This is a genomic window from Parasutterella muris (assembly GCF_943193095.1).
GTDB lineage: Bacteria > Pseudomonadota > Gammaproteobacteria > Burkholderiales > Burkholderiaceae_F > Parasutterella > Parasutterella muris.
In genome coordinates this window covers 1-13569 of the sequence record NZ_CALPCV010000012.1, presented here as the reverse complement: position 1 = coordinate 13569, position 13569 = coordinate 1, and the positions used below count along the sequence as shown (strand labels likewise).

Below are 13569 nucleotides of genomic sequence, written 5' to 3'. Positions count from 1 at the left end.
ATCATCAGAAGAAAGGCGCAGATCCAAGCAATATACGTCATAGTTTTTTTGTCTCTTTTCTGTCCGGACAGCGCCCGGACAGTTTTAAGTTGAAATAGATCGATTAGTAAAGATTCTTAGAATCTTTCTGAATCATTGCGTCGGTCAGTTTTCCGCTCATGACTTTGTAAGCCCAGCCTGTGTAAAGCAGGACAATCGGCAGGAATACGATCGTGACGAACAGCATCGTGAACAGAGTCAGTTCAGAGCTCGTGCAGTCCCATGCCGTCAGAGAAGAGACGGGGTTGGAAGAGGACGGCATCAGGAACGGGAACATGGCGACCAGCGGAGTAAAGATGGTACCGATTTCTGCCAGAGAGGAGAAAACGATTGCGGCGCCGGCCTTCATTTTGCTCACGCATACGAACGAGAGGAGTCCTCCGGCAACAGAAAGAGCCGGGAATATCCAGAGGATCGGGTAGTTCATGTAGTTAGCGAACCAGGCGCCTGACTGAACTTCCACGGTTTTGCTCATCGGATTGGGAAGCATGTTCGGATCGATCGCAGAGGTAATGACATAGCCGTTGATACCCATGTAGACCCAAATACCTGCAAGGATGAAGAGTGCAAGGAAGAGCAGTGAAGAAATCTGACCGCAGACCTTGGCACGTCCCTGCAGCTCGCCCTCCGTACGGAGTACGAGGTAGTTGGAACCCTGAGCGACGACCATACAGATGGAAACCAGACCGCAGAGGATTGCGAACGGGTTAAGAAGGGCCCAGAAGGAGCCTGTGTAGAAGCTTCTCAGATGGTCGTCAAAGTGGAACGGAACACCTTCGAGGAGGTTGCCGAAAGCGACGCCGCACACAACCGGCGGGACAAAGCTTCCGAGGAAGAGAAGCCAGTCCCAAGTTCCTCTCCATGCGGTATTTGCGACCTTGCTACGGTAATCAAAACCGACGGGGCGGAAGAACAGGGCAAAGAGGACAAGCAGCATTGCCCAGTAGAAGCCGGAGAAGGCGGTAGCGTAGATCAGAGGCCAAGCGGCGAAGATAGCGCCGCCGCCCGTGATGAACCATACCTGGTTTCCGTCCCAGTGAGGCGCGACGGAATTAATCATGACGCGTCTCTGGTCATCGGTTCTGCCGATAAAGGGGAGGAGTGTACCGACGCCCATATCCTGTCCGTCCATCACCGCAAAACCAGCAAGAAGCAGACCGATAAAGAGCCACCAAATAAGCTTGAGTATTTCGTAATCAATAAACATTCTCTCTCTCCTTATTTTGCAGCCTGTTCATGGTGATAAGCACCTGTGCCTAAAGCACTCGGTCCGAGTTTGGCAAAGCGTACCATCAGCCAGGCCTCAACGATCAGCAAGCCGGTATAGAGAACCACCAAGCTTCCCAGAGAGCCCCAAAGCGAGCCGACAGACAGTGAAGATACAGATAAGTGAGTCGGGAGGATTTCCCAAATCGTCCAGGGCTGGCGCCCGTATTCAGCAACGAACCAGCCGGCTTCGCATGCGATCCAGGGGAGCGGAACCGCAAACAGTACCAGTCGCAGCCAGAGACGTTTCTGAGCGACTACACGGCGAACCGAGTAGTAAACAGACAGTCCGAAGACAAGTAGCAGCGCAACGCCTGTACCCGCCATAATTCGGAAGGCGTAGAACATGGAGTTGACTGAATAAGGGATGGAGTCATCCGCGGCTTTCTGGATGTCTTCTTCGGTTACCTTAGCGCTGTCAGGCTGATATTTCTTAGTAAGAAGACCGAAGCCGAGGTCTTTCTTGTGCTGCTCAAAAATATCCTTAGCCTGTTCGTCCTTAGGATCCTTTCTGAGTTTTTCAAGCGCCTGAACGGCGACGACGCCCTGAGTGATTCGCTCTTTGTTCTGGGCAATAATGTCGTTAAGGCCCGGAAGAGTCTTATCGAGAGAACGAGTGGAGAGGATACCGGCGACCCAGGGGACGGTAATTTCAAAAGTGTTTTTCTTCTGTTCCGGATCTGCCCAGGCGAGGAGCGCCATAGGAGCGGGTGCAGGATCTGTATGCCAAATGCCTTCCATGGAAGCGAGTTTAGCCGGCTGATCCTGAGCAACGAGGTAACCGGATTCATCGCCCTGCTGAATGGTGAAAATCGCGGCGACAAGACCGAAGACAGCGGCGATACGGAAGCTGCGCTTAGCGAAGTCAAGATCTCTGTTTTTAAGGATGTAGTAAGCGGAAATCGCGAGCACGAAAGCCGCACCGGTGCAGTAGCCGGCGGAAACCGTGTGGAAGAACTTAGCCTGGGCCCAAGGGCTAAGGAAGACGTCGAAGAAATTTGTCATTTCCATTCGCATCGTCTGATAGTTGAATTCGGCGCCTGTCGGGTACTGCATCCAGCCGTTGGCGACAAGAATCCAGAGGGCGGATAAGTTAGAGCCGAGCGCCATCAGGAAAGTGCAGAGGAAGTGCGTGCCCTTTTTCAGACGGTTCCATCCGAAGAAGAACAAGCCGATAAATGTGGACTCAAGGAAGAACGCCATGAGGCCTTCAATCGCAAGAGGGGCTCCGAAAATGTCGCCGACATAATGGGAGTAATAGGACCAGTTCGTACCGAACTGGAATTCCATGGTAATACCGGTTGTAACGCCGAGAGCAAAGTTAATTCCGAAGAGTTTTCCCCAGAATTTAACCATGTCTTTGTACACTTGTTTGCCCGTGACCAGATAACAGGCCTCCATTGCTACCAAAAGCATGGAGAGACCGAGGGTCAGAGGCACGAACAAATAGTGATACATCGCTGTTGCGGCGAACTGCAGCCGTGACAGGTCAACTAATTCAGACGAGATCATTATTTCTTTCCTTCCGTTTCATTCATAGATTGAGGGGCTAAGATCCCGTTGCTGACAGTTTCAGGATCCTGACTTTTTCGGGTTTCCGGTCCGAAAAACATGAAAAAGATCGCAAATATACAGAGCATTTTGATGAATATGACCAGAAAAAGTTTAACGCTTAGTTTCTGTTCACCTTTTATCTCCGTTTTTTGTATATCTGTGTTTTTTTTCAGTTGTGTCATACCAGCAGGAACGAGCCCGGTTAATTTGCATTCAATTGGTTTATTTGTTGTTGGATTTTATTACGAATGACACGTCTGAGAGAACAGTAACCTCTTGATCTCTCATTATTTAGTTTCCGCTGTCGATAGTTGCATTCGGCGCAGGAACATCATCTCCGCTTTCCCAAGCGAATGGAAGGACGGCCATGAAGACAACGAAAATCACGGCTACGGCGACAACGAGCCATTTCCACAGAGATTTTTTCTCTTTTTTGTCCATATACAAAAAACACAAAATTAAATTGCAGACAAGCTAATCATTGCATAAATAACCTCCCGCAACGCTTTATTTGTCCAATTTGAGAAAGAAAAAACTCCGGAGGTCCGGAGTTTTTGAGCATTCGTTTGAAATTACTTCTCAGAGGCGTTTCGAGCTGTTGTTTTCTTCTTTACGGAAGAAGATTTTTTAGCCGCAGTACCAGCTGAGCCGGAGGTTTTTGCGGTTTTCTTGGATGCTGTCGTTTTTTTAGCAGTCGTTTTTTTGACTGTCTTACTGCCTTCAGCGGTTTTTGCTGCAGTTTTCTTTCTTGCAGCAGTTTTGCGTTTGGGCTTTTCTGCTTTTGTTTCCTCTGTTTCAGCCGTCTGTTTCTTTGGGCGGCTGCTTGCGGTCATGGCCGGATCCTTAAAAGTCGGGGCTCTGAGGATCTCAACGGGCTCCTTAGGTTCTTCCGGAACCTGAACTTCAGGGGCCGGCTCTTCTGTTTCGGTCTCATCTCTGCCCATCGGAATGACGACGATGGGAGGCGGCGCCTTAGCTTCTTCTTCGGTGATTTTCCAAAGGGCGAGGAGCTCTTTCTGAGTAGGGGCAGAGCCGACTTTCAGACGTTCGCGGCGAGCGGCGACGGAATCCCTGACAATTTTCTCAAGGCTGTCGAGCGGAATACGGTTCAAGTCAGTGAAGCGGATGGCGCATCTTTCCGGAATATAGTTCTGAAGAGAACTTTTATGCTGTTCCATGACTTCAGGTTCGGCGACGAAGAGAGTCATATCCTTATCGGTTGACTCTAAAGCGAATAACGGGCCATGGAGCTCATAGAAAGCCAGACCATAACGCATACTTTCCCTTACGCCTCTTGCGGAACGGCGAATCATACTGCAGACTCTTGCCATCGCGACCCGTCTGTCAGCGGGTAAGTCTCTGAGGTAACCTCCAACGGTAGTTGCGGTCAGGCCCATTAATTTCCTCCCTAAAACCAATTGCTTAGCCAAACTGTAATTATACCTCAATTTGACTTTTGAACTTAGGCCCGTCATCGGGAGATCGAGCGCCTGCAGCTGCAGACGCGACGATCTCTAAGGTTTTCCGTGATGATTTACCCGCTACTTCCAGAAAACAAACTTAGCGCTGAAGGGGACCTTCTGCAGTTTGCCGTTATCGGGCTGGGTACAGGAACCCTGAGGCATTCCGCCGACGGTATCCAGTCTTTGGATGTACCTAACTCCTTTGAAGACGCCTTCTCGGTCATCCGACACGGCCTGTAGGAGTGCAAGTTTATTGTCGACGGCGGGATTAGCCGGATTAACCCAGGCGGTTATATGCGAAGAAATGATTCTTGATCCGTCGCTGTGGTCAAAGGCCTGCATTGGTCCGCTGAGTTCAGCGACAGTTTCTCCGGCGCTGTTTGTCAGTTTGGCTTCGGGTCTTTCGAATTTCCAGTATCCGCCTCTCGCATCGACAGTGCAGCGAAAATACTGATAGCCTTTGGCATCAAGTGTCAGGAAAGGCGCTCCGGACTTAGGGCTCAAGACATCTGCTGACGGGGCATGTGAAGTGCCGGGGCCGTTCAAATCGCTCAAATGGCTGCAGCCGGCAAGAATGAAAGCAGGAATTAGACAGAGAAAAATTCGACTGTTCACGGCGATCTCCTAGTTACATATTGGTAAATGTAAAGTAAAAGTGCGGTATGTAATCCAATCGGTACCCTTTATAGGCGAACGCATCTTTGGTTAGGCTCGCGGATGGCTGCGAAAATGCAAAGACGCGATTAATGCAGCGAGAAGCAGAAGGCCCGAGCAGATGATATAAGACAGTCCGCCCAGGACTGATCCCGGGGCCATGTGAGAGGTGTGTACTAAAAGAGGCGTTCCGAGAAGAGGTGCCAGAACACCCATTAAGCTTCCGAGTGCGCTGACAGCGCCGAGAGCCCGACCCTGATCTGCCGACGGGACTTCTTCAGACACGATTCCGTTTAGGGTTGGGGTTACAGCCACTGACAGAAAGTTGAGGACAATGATGAGGTATGCAAGAGCGCCTACAGTAATCAGTCCGAACCCAAGGTAAGCAGCCGCTCCGCTGAGAAGACCAAAAAGAATAAGCCGCTTCGGTCCGAAAAAAGCGAGCAGACTTTTGATGAACTTCCCTTGAATAATCCCGGTTACTGTGCCGATTGCAACCAGAGACAGTCCGATATCCATAGGAGACCAGTGGAATCGGAAGGTCGTAAAGAGCGACCAGGTTGAGTGGAGCAGGGACTGCACGAAGCTGCTGAGCGCGATGACAACAAGGAGCGCGCCGATTTGTTTGAATTTTCCGAGTTCGAGCAGAGACGAGATCGGATTGCATCTTGCAAATGTGACGGCGTTTGGATTTTTAATCCTGAGTGATTCCGGAAGGATAAATAGGCCGTAAAAGAAATTGAGGATTGCAAGGGTTCCGGCCAGAATGAACGGGAGTCGAATGCTGTATTCTCCGATGAGGCCGCCCGCTGCCGGGCCGAGGATAAATCCCACGCCAAAGCACGCTCCGATTTTTCCGAAGGCCGCGGCGCGCTGTTCTTTAGGTGTGACATCGGCAATATAAGCCTGAGCGACAGCGATATTGGCCGAGAACATTCCGCCGAGGACTCGTGACAGGAGGATGACAGTTAGGGAGTCGGAGAAGGCCGGAACAAAGAACATTACGCCCAGACCGAGAACTCCGAGCAAAAGAATCGGTCTGCGTCCCCATTTGTCTGACAGTGACCCGAGTGTCGGCGCAAGCGCAAACTGCATGAAACCGTAGGCGATCAGCATAGCGCCGAGCCACCAGGCCTGTGCCTGAGCGTTTTCTACAAGGGTTCCGACAAGTTTGGGAAGTACAGGAATGATTAAGCCGATCCCAAGAATGTCCAGAAAGATGTTGAACAGGACAAACGGGACAGCAGGGAGTCCTCGCGATAATTTCATGTAGAAGCCGTGCAAAAAAGGAACTATGAGTTTAGGAGAATTGCCAGAAAAAAAGTAAACTCAAAGCATAGTTACAAATCAATATAGTTAAAAACCATGAGAAGAACTTTTCCTTTCTTAATTTCACTTATTAAGCAGGGCTCGCTCGTTAAGCAGATTTTGGCAGGCCTTGTTCTTGGTATTGCTCTTGCCTTCATTTATCCGGAAGGAGCGAAGCTCTGCGGCATTTTAGGCAGTTTCTTTGTCAGTGCGCTTAAGGCTGTTGCACCTGTACTGGTATTCGTTTTGGTTGCCGCATCCATTGCCAATCAGGAAGGCCACACCGGCGGCGGCATTAAATCCATTTTGTTTCTTTATATGGTCGGTACTTTGCTTGCAGCTTTAGTTGCTGTTGTGGCGAGCTTCGTATTTCCGACCAGTATCGCGCTGGCGAATATTCAGGACGGAGTCACGGCCCCGGGAGGCATCGGAGAAGTTCTTCGCAACCTTCTTTTTAACATTGTTGACAATCCCGTGAAAGCGATTGCCAATGCGAACTACATAGGTATTCTTGCCTGGGCGATCAGCTTAGGTTTTGCGCTTCGTTATTCATCAGATCAGACAAAGAGCATTGTTTCCGATCTTTGTTTCAGTGTTGAGTACGTGGTTCGTGTTGTTATTCGTCTTGCTCCGATCGGCGTATTCGGCCTGGTGGCAGAAGTGGTTGCGACGACAGGTCTTGAAGGAATGCTGAGCTATGTTCGCCTGCTGTGCGTGCTGCTCGGTTCTATGGCTGTTATCGCGCTCATTGTCAATCCGCTTCTTGTTTTCCTCTGCACCAAAGAAAATCCCTATCCTCTGGTTTGGGCTTGTCTTAGAGAAAGCGGTGTTACAGCATTCTTTACGCGTTCTTCAGCGGCAAATATTCCGGTGAATATGAATCTTTGCCGCAAGCTTGGTCTGGATGAAAACCTTTATTCTCTTTCTATTCCGATCGGAGCAACCATCAACATGGGCGGCGCCGCGGTGACGATTACCGTACTCACACTTGCTGCAGCGCACACGCTTGGTATTCAAGTTGATGTCTTCACAGCGCTTCTTCTTTCTGTTGTTGCTTCCGTCTGTGCCTGTGGTGCTTCCGGTGTTCCCGGCGGTTCGCTGCTTCTGATTCCGCTTGCCTGCGGACTCTTCGGCATTGATCAGAATGTTGCGATGCAGGTCGTTGCGGTTGGTTTCGTCATCGGTGTACTTCAGGATTCGGCCGAAACCGCGCTGAATTCCTCAACGGACGTAGTCTTCACAGCCGCCGCCTCAAAGTACATTGAGCGAAAGAAAACTAAGGAGTAAGTCCTCACTTTCATAAAAAAGGACCGAATCGGAGATTAGTCTGATTCGGTCCATTTTTTTGTGGCTATTTGCTGCCGTCTTCTGCTTTTGTTTCTTCTGTCGGGACTGCGGTCTGTTCAGTTTGTCCGCTTCGCGGTTTTTGTTTACGAGAAGCGAGGATCTTGTCAAAGAGGCAGTTTGGAATCAGGCACAGAATTTTAGAAAGGATGCCCATTTGGTAGGGGATTGTCGCATATGAACGGCCCGCCATGATGACTTTGACGGCTTCCTTGGCGAATTCTTCCGGTTCCATAATGAAGGGCATCTTATAAGGATTGTGCGCTGTCAGCGGTGTCCTAACAAATCCCGGCGATATGGTCACCACTTTAACTCCGTACTTTTGCATTTCCACGCGCAGGCTTTCGCAATAGGTGATGGCGGCGGACTTACTGGCGCAGTATGCTTCGCTGCCCGGCAGGCCTCTGATGCCGGCCACGCTGGCAATACCGACCAATGTTCCGCGTTTGCGGCTGATCATCGGGTCGATAAATGCGTGAAACGTAGAAGCCATGGCGAAAACATTAGTATCAAAGACCTTGTTAAAAACGTCCAGGTCTTCGCGATACTGAGTTTTTACGCCGACAGAGATGCCGGCACAGGCGATAGCGATATCCGTTCCTCCGCACTGCTGATCAAATTTGCGGGCTTCCTCGATCAGTTTATCTCTGTCGGTCACGTCACAGACGATAGCTGTGTGGAGTTCCGGATGAGGAAGCGAGGCGATCAGTTCATCGAGTTTATCCTTTCGGCGAGCGACAAGTCCAAGCGTCGCGCCGTTAGCGGCAAATTCCTTGGCAAGCGCCTGACCGATACCGCTCGAGGCTCCGGTGAGAAAAATATTCATGTAAGAACTCCAGGTTAAATCGTTCCGGACGGAGGCTTCCGCCCCTTCATTTTTATTAGTTTAGATAAAAAGCAAAGTGTTTTGCCAAAATAAAAAGGCGCTCTGAAGCGCCTTCTCAGTCGGGCTTATTTTTTAGCTTTTCTTTCCTTATCGATGAGGAACTCCATCACTTGGATAGCGCCTTCACGCGTTCCGACCATGTGAGGTGCGGTGACATATTTGCCGTTGACCGCATTAGCTGGGGTTCCGTCAATGTTGTAAGCCTGCCATGTTTTGAAAGCGCGGTCGTTTTTCATCTTGGTAGAGAAAGAGTTGGCCGCTTTCATGAAATCGTCACGGTCAAGCCCCTGGGTTGCCAGGAAATCCGCAATGCTTTCGATTGTCGGAAAGTCTTTACGCTGTTTGATGACTGCTTCAAACAGCGTTTCATGATAGGGATGCAGTTTGTTCAATGCTTCCAAGGCGTAATAAGCCTTGGAGTACTGGAAGTATTTATCAGACCACGCCACCGGAACACGAACGAACTCAACGTCCTCAGGGAGTTTTTCTGCCCAAGGTTCTAATGTTTTTTCGTAGGTGTAGCAGTGAGGGCAGGTATAAGCAAAGAAAGAAATTACTTCGATCTTTTTAGGGTTCTGTGTTTGAACAGGAGTCTTTAAAACGGTGTAATCCGTACCCTCTTCAGGATGTTCCGCCGAAGCAAAACTAAGTGCCGGGATGGCCAGACAAGCTGCAAGGAGAATTCTACGAAGCATAAAAGTCCTAACTAAATAAAAATTCAAGGCCCGAAAAGCAGTTACTTAATTCTTCCGGTGATTGCCTGAATAGAGTTTTCTAATAACTTTGTACGTACGGAATTTGCCTCCTGGACAGTTCCGTACGGCCCGAGACGGACGCGATAAAGTGTTTTACCTTCGTCGGTTCTGGGGATCACGCGTGATTCAAACCCAAGGAGCGCAAGCTCAGCTCTGCGGTTTTCTGCTTCTGCCTCGGAACTGAACGCTCCGGCCTGAACAACGAATCTTGAACCCTGTTCCTGCTGAAGTTTAGCTTCCGCGTCCGCTTGTTCGGCAGTCGGCGGTTCAACAGTTACAACTTTGCTCTTAGGAGCATTGCTCGGAGCACCGCCGGTTTCTGAGAGCGGTTTGTTAGGATCAGGGATCATACCTCCGGCGATCGGGTTAATTTTTTCGCTCGCCTGGTTGACCTTATTCACAAACGGGATTGGAGCCTTAGTGATGTAAAGCGCTGCGGCCGCGCAGCAGCCGACACCGACTACCGCGCCTACCAGTACGCCGTAAAACCAAGTTCCAAAACCGCCGCCGGATTTACTTGCCATAAAACAGTTCCGTTAATTAATTTTGTTCAGTTTCTCTTTCCAGACGTTCCGGGGCAGAAATTCCAAGAATCTCAAGGCCGTTTCTCAGTACTCGGCGTGTCGCGAGTAAAAGAGCCAGTCTTGCATTTCTTGTTTTTGTCTCATCGACCAGCACTCGCTCTGCGTTGTAGAGAGAGTGGAAGTCGGCAGCCAGATCCTTCAGGTAGGTGACGACGCTCTGCGGGGAGAGATCGTCAGCGGCCTGAGCCAGTGCGGCAGGGAAGTCTGAAAGTTTGTTCAGCAGCACGGTTTCCGCCGGCGTGGTCAGAGAAGACAGATCCGCGGCTGCGAGTGTCTTTTCAGAAGGAACATTAAAGCCTTTTTCTTCTGCCTGTCTCTGTACGGAGCAGATTCTGGCGTGCGCATACTGCAGGTAATAAACCGGATTTTCGTCTGACTGGCTGAGAGCCAAGTCGATATCGAATACAAATTCGGCATCGGCCTTACGGTTAACCATAAAGAGGCGTGCCGCATCTTTTCCGACCCATTCGACCAAATCGGCGAGCGTCACATAGTTGCCTGCGCGCTTGCTCATTTTCAGCGGCTTGCCGTCTTTCACAAGCTGCAGCATGGTGTGGAGCATATATTCCGGGAAGTCCTTCGGAATGGTATATCCGTATGCCCCGGAAGCGGCCTGAATGCCGGCGCGAACTCGTGCAATTGTTCCGAAATGGTCGGTTCCCTGAATATTAATCGCACGGGAATGGCCGCGTTCGAATTTGGCAAGGTGGTATGCAACGTCCGGGATGAAATAGGTGTAGGTTCCATCCGCTTTGCGCATAACACGGTCTTTATCGTCGCCGTAATCGGTGCTCTTAAACCACAGCGCGCCGTCTTTCTCATAAGTTTTTCCGGCATCCTTGATGGCCTGAACTGCTTTTTCTACTCGACCGTCTTTGTAAAGAGAGCTTTCGAGATAATAGTTGTCGAAAGAGACGTCGAGCGCTTCAAGGTCGCGGTGCTGCTCATTTCTGAGGTAGGCAACCGAGTAAGTGCGGATATCCTCGAGGTCATCCGGGTTTCCGGAGCTTGTAACGACGCCGCCGTCGAACGTCTGAATATCTTTTTTAGCCAAGTAATCTTTAGCGATATCGGCGATATAGAGTCCGTGATAGCCGTCTTCGGGGAATACAACATTCTCGCCCAGAAGTTCTTTAGCTCTTGCCTGAACGCTGATGGCAAGATTGTGGATTTGAACCCCGGCGTCGTTGTAATAGAACTCACGAGTAACAGACCAGCCCTGGCTTCTCAGCATACGGGAGAGGACATCTCCGAGCGCAGCCTGTCTTGCATGACCGAGATGCAGAGGTCCGGTCGGATTTGCGGAGACGTATTCCAGCAGAACTGACTGACCGGTGTGTTCATCCGAGCATCCATATGCCGCCCCTTCTTTAAGGATAAGGGGAACAACAGCCTGTTTTGCAGCTTCCGAGAGCGTCATATTGATGAAGCCCGGGCCGGCGATCTGGATGGCGGAAATGAGTTCCTTGGTCTGCGGGTTCTCATTTAATTTGGCAACGATCTGTTCGGCGATCGCACGCGGAGGCATTTTCATAGCCTTGGCGCACTGGAGGGCGACGGTGCAGGCGACGTCTCCGTGAGCAGTCTGTTTGGGCCGCTCTAAAACAATTTTTGCATCAGAAGGTGCTCCGACGGCCTGCAGCGCAGATGCAAAAAGCTGAAGAATTTCTTTCTTCTGATTGGCGAGCATATCGACCTCTAAAAATTATTCGTTGTCTTTATTAAAAGCGATGGAAGCGAAAGCGGAATGATTGTGGATAGACTCGAAGTTTTCAGCCTCTACAGTAAAGGAGAGGATAGAAGGTTCATCCTGGCAGCGAATTGCGACATCGCGCACGAGGTCTTCAACGAATTTCGGGTTTTCGTAGGCGTGTTCGGTGACGAACTTCTCATCGGAGCGTTTCAGAAGGCCCCAGACCTGGCAGGAAGCGCTGCTTTCAATCATTTCGATTTGTTTTTCGATCGGGAAGTTTGTCTGGACCTCGGCGCTGATCGAAACGTGAGAGCGCTGATTATGAGCTCCGTATTTACTGATTTCTTTGCTGCAGGGGCAAAGACTTGTGACGGGAGCAGTCACTTTCTGGAAGACTGTTGTTTGTCCGTTTAGCGTCTCGGCAACGAGTTCAACGTCGTAATCCATGGTGCTTTCAAGTTCGGAAACAGGCGCCTTTTTCTCCATGAAGAATGGGAAGCACAGGCGGATGTAACCCTCGTCAGCCTTAAGCGATTCCAGCATTTGGCTGATGACTTCTTTGAGCATCACAGGTGCGAAAGGTTTCTCAACGCTTCCGAGCAGAGTCCAGAAGCGGGACATGTGCGTGCCTTTTTTGTCAGCGGGCAGCGCTACGTACATTTCGACGTGAGCGACAGTGTGCTGAGCACCTGACTGGCTTTTAACAAGAATCGGTGTACGAATGCCCTTGACACCGACTTTCTGAATAGAAATATTTCTTCTGTCCGTACTGGACTGGACATCAGGAAGGACCATCAATGTAGATTCTGTCATTGGTTTGATAAATTAAAATTAGGTCAAATACCTCGACCATACTAATTAGAAGTCTGAAAAGTATACCGCCAATTTAGGAAAGCTCCGATCTCTGGAGCCTATCTAGGTAACAAGCCGTGAAGTGCGGGAGAAAACAGAAATATTTCAAAACGCATTGATCTCGTTATTTCTCTTTTGTCAAAGTAGAATGAAACTGCCTTTCCTTCTATTAATTGTTAGGAGCAGACTTTGAACATTCAATTTTCCAAGTTCATTGTGCCGGTTTTACTGATAGCGGTCGGCCTGGCGGCAGCCATGTTTATTCTGCCGGTTCTCGGAGCCGTCCTCATCGGCGCGTTTGCGCTATCAGGGCTGCTTTGGCTGAGCGGGAAAATCTTTGCAGTATTTCAAGGACAGACGGATTATTCAGAAGATAATCCCGGCGATTATTACAGAACGGACAATAATTCCGGCCGCGGCGGCAGCATTGTGCCTAAGAACTGGCATAAAAGCGAGGCCGTTGATGCGGAAATCATCTCCGAAGAGAAAGTTGTAAAAAAAGATTAATAATTTATGCAGAGAACTTCTGACAAAAAAATTCCGATTTCACAGACTCGAGCCGCTGTCATTGCGCGTACTTCACTTTATGTGATTTCAGCAGTGATGATGGGCAAAGCGCTGGCCGGTCTGAGTGAGGGAGACACAGCTGAGAGCTTAGGAAACATGGGACTTGCGCTTATTTTTGCGGGGATGTGTTTCAGAAGCAGTGAGTTTGCCATTTTGACTTACGTCACGGACGGGAAAAAGCGTGAAGAAGCGTTGAAGAAACTGCGCGATGCGGAGGATCAGAACCGTCCCTGGGTTGGCTGGATGGTTCGTCTCGGATGGGTTCTGACAATGTTCGGCGTCGGCGCTCAATTGTCAACTCTCATTTAATTATGTAGAATTATGCTTCTGCTTACGAGCGGAGGGGTGCCCGAGTGGCTAAAGGGGGCAGACTGTAAATCTGTTGGCTTACGCCTACGATGGTTCGAATCCATCCCCCTCCACCAAATGACTCAAACTAAAGAGGTTTGTAAGAGCTCGTAAAAATATATCTTCAGCAGGCTTGACAAAGAAAAAGTTCTTTGGCAAAATCTGCGTTCTCCAAATGTGGAGGGGTGCCCGAGTGGCTAAAGGGGGCAGACTGTAAATCTGTTGGCTTACGCCTACGATGGTTCGAATCCATCCC

15 protein-coding genes and 1 tRNA gene are annotated in these 13569 nt (G+C 49.9%); 4 read left to right on the top strand and 12 right to left on the bottom strand.

All coding sequences use genetic code 11. The features are described 5' to 3' along the window. Positions 1 to 103 precede the first annotated feature (103 nt). From cydB to NFR90_RS05815, 7 genes are all read right to left on the bottom strand, one after another. Entirely contained in the window at positions 104 to 1246 is a 1143-nt protein-coding gene (gene cydB / locus NFR90_RS05840) for a cytochrome d ubiquinol oxidase subunit II (RefSeq protein ID WP_251451404.1), read from the bottom strand. An 11-nt stretch (positions 1247 to 1257) separates the two neighbouring features. Further along, positions 1258 to 2817 (bottom strand): cytochrome ubiquinol oxidase subunit I, encoded by a 1560-nt coding sequence (locus tag NFR90_RS05835; protein WP_251451401.1) that lies wholly within the window; start codon positions 2815 to 2817, stop codon positions 1258 to 1260. Next, positions 2817 to 3041: a cytochrome oxidase putative small subunit CydP gene (gene cydP, locus NFR90_RS11670; protein WP_353848287.1), complete on the bottom strand. Its 225-nt coding sequence runs from the start codon at positions 3039 to 3041 to the stop codon at positions 2817 to 2819. Before cydP ends, NFR90_RS05835 begins: the two co-directional genes overlap by 1 nt. 109 nt (positions 3042 to 3150) lie before the next feature. After that, positions 3151 to 3300, bottom strand: coding sequence for a hypothetical protein (locus NFR90_RS05830; RefSeq protein WP_160336212.1), 150 nt, complete (start codon positions 3298 to 3300; stop codon positions 3151 to 3153). Positions 3301 to 3431: 131 nt separating this feature from the next. Further along, on the bottom strand, positions 3432 to 4256 hold the full coding sequence (locus NFR90_RS05825) for a DUF1801 domain-containing protein (protein ID WP_251451398.1): 825 nt from the start codon (positions 4254 to 4256) through the stop codon (positions 3432 to 3434). Positions 4257 to 4400: 144 nt separating this feature from the next. Continuing rightward, entirely contained in the window at positions 4401 to 4937 is a 537-nt protein-coding gene (locus NFR90_RS05820) for a DUF3455 domain-containing protein (protein ID WP_251451396.1), read from the bottom strand. A gap of 90 nt (positions 4938 to 5027) precedes the next feature. Further along, complete coding sequence (locus NFR90_RS05815) at positions 5028 to 6245, bottom strand: MFS transporter (protein ID WP_251451394.1); 1218 nt, start codon at positions 6243 to 6245, stop codon at positions 5028 to 5030. Between the two features lie 96 nt (positions 6246 to 6341). Between NFR90_RS05815 and sstT the strand changes: the two genes are divergently transcribed. Beyond that, positions 6342 to 7571: a serine/threonine transporter SstT gene (sstT, locus tag NFR90_RS05810; protein WP_160336209.1), complete on the top strand. Its 1230-nt coding sequence runs from the start codon at positions 6342 to 6344 to the stop codon at positions 7569 to 7571. A gap of 64 nt (positions 7572 to 7635) precedes the next feature. Here the strand turns inward: sstT and NFR90_RS05805 are convergent, their stop codons facing one another. The 5 genes from NFR90_RS05805 to folE2 all read right to left on the bottom strand — a co-directional run bounded on the left by NFR90_RS05805 (position 7636) and on the right by folE2 (position 12359). Then, positions 7636 to 8454: an SDR family oxidoreductase gene (locus tag NFR90_RS05805; protein WP_160336353.1), complete on the bottom strand. Its 819-nt coding sequence runs from the start codon at positions 8452 to 8454 to the stop codon at positions 7636 to 7638. A gap of 125 nt (positions 8455 to 8579) precedes the next feature. Further along, entirely contained in the window at positions 8580 to 9209 is a 630-nt protein-coding gene (locus tag NFR90_RS05800; protein WP_160336354.1) for a thiol:disulfide interchange protein DsbA/DsbL, read from the bottom strand. A gap of 41 nt (positions 9210 to 9250) precedes the next feature. Beyond that, complete coding sequence (locus NFR90_RS05795; protein ID WP_160336355.1) at positions 9251 to 9793, bottom strand: SPOR domain-containing protein; 543 nt, start codon at positions 9791 to 9793, stop codon at positions 9251 to 9253. 16 nt (positions 9794 to 9809) lie between these two features. Continuing rightward, positions 9810 to 11543, bottom strand: a complete 1734-nt coding sequence (argS, locus tag NFR90_RS05790; protein WP_251451392.1) for an arginine--tRNA ligase — start codon at positions 11541 to 11543, stop codon at positions 9810 to 9812. A 15-nt stretch (positions 11544 to 11558) separates the two neighbouring features. After that, a complete protein-coding gene (folE2, locus tag NFR90_RS05785; RefSeq protein ID WP_251451384.1) occupies positions 11559 to 12359 on the bottom strand; it encodes a GTP cyclohydrolase FolE2 in 801 nt (266 codons plus the stop codon). Positions 12360 to 12587: 228 nt separating this feature from the next. Between folE2 and NFR90_RS05780 the strand changes: the two genes are divergently transcribed. From NFR90_RS05780 to NFR90_RS05770, 3 genes are all read left to right on the top strand, one after another. Further along, positions 12588 to 12905, top strand: coding sequence for a hypothetical protein (locus NFR90_RS05780; RefSeq protein WP_160336358.1), 318 nt, complete (start codon positions 12588 to 12590; stop codon positions 12903 to 12905). Between the two features lie 6 nt (positions 12906 to 12911). Then, complete coding sequence (locus NFR90_RS05775) at positions 12912 to 13274, top strand: hypothetical protein (protein ID WP_160336359.1); 363 nt, start codon at positions 12912 to 12914, stop codon at positions 13272 to 13274. Between the two features lie 30 nt (positions 13275 to 13304). After that, positions 13305 to 13390: transfer RNA gene (locus tag NFR90_RS05770), tRNA-Tyr, on the top strand. Positions 13391 to 13569 lie beyond the last annotated feature (179 nt).

What these genes read in the sequence shown, in the direction of transcription:
- cydB (WP_251451404.1), bottom strand. Translation starts at nt 1,246, where the DNA reads ATGTTTATTGATTACGAAATACTCAAGCTTATTTGGTGGCTCTTTATC.
- NFR90_RS05835 (WP_251451401.1), bottom strand. Translation starts at nt 2,817, where the DNA reads ATGATCTCGTCTGAATTAGTTGACCTGTCACGGCTGCAGTTCGCCGCA.
- cydP (WP_353848287.1), bottom strand. Translation starts at nt 3,041, where the DNA reads ATGACACAACTGAAAAAAAACACAGATATACAAAAAACGGAGATAAAA.
- NFR90_RS05830 (WP_160336212.1), bottom strand. Translation starts at nt 3,300, where the DNA reads ATGGACAAAAAAGAGAAAAAATCTCTGTGGAAATGGCTCGTTGTCGCC.
- NFR90_RS05825 (WP_251451398.1), bottom strand. Translation starts at nt 4,256, where the DNA reads ATGGGCCTGACCGCAACTACCGTTGGAGGTTACCTCAGAGACTTACCC.
- NFR90_RS05815 (WP_251451394.1), bottom strand. Translation starts at nt 6,245, where the DNA reads ATGAAATTATCGCGAGGACTCCCTGCTGTCCCGTTTGTCCTGTTCAAC.
- sstT (WP_160336209.1), top strand. Translation starts at nt 6,342, where the DNA reads ATGAGAAGAACTTTTCCTTTCTTAATTTCACTTATTAAGCAGGGCTCG.
- NFR90_RS05805 (WP_160336353.1), bottom strand. Translation starts at nt 8,454, where the DNA reads ATGAATATTTTTCTCACCGGAGCCTCGAGCGGTATCGGTCAGGCGCTT.
- NFR90_RS05800 (WP_160336354.1), bottom strand. Translation starts at nt 9,209, where the DNA reads ATGCTTCGTAGAATTCTCCTTGCAGCTTGTCTGGCCATCCCGGCACTT.
- NFR90_RS05795 (WP_160336355.1), bottom strand. Translation starts at nt 9,793, where the DNA reads ATGGCAAGTAAATCCGGCGGCGGTTTTGGAACTTGGTTTTACGGCGTA.
- argS (WP_251451392.1), bottom strand. Translation starts at nt 11,543, where the DNA reads ATGCTCGCCAATCAGAAGAAAGAAATTCTTCAGCTTTTTGCATCTGCG.
- folE2 (WP_251451384.1), bottom strand. Translation starts at nt 12,359, where the DNA reads ATGACAGAATCTACATTGATGGTCCTTCCTGATGTCCAGTCCAGTACG.
- NFR90_RS05775 (WP_160336359.1), top strand. Translation starts at nt 12,912, where the DNA reads ATGCAGAGAACTTCTGACAAAAAAATTCCGATTTCACAGACTCGAGCC.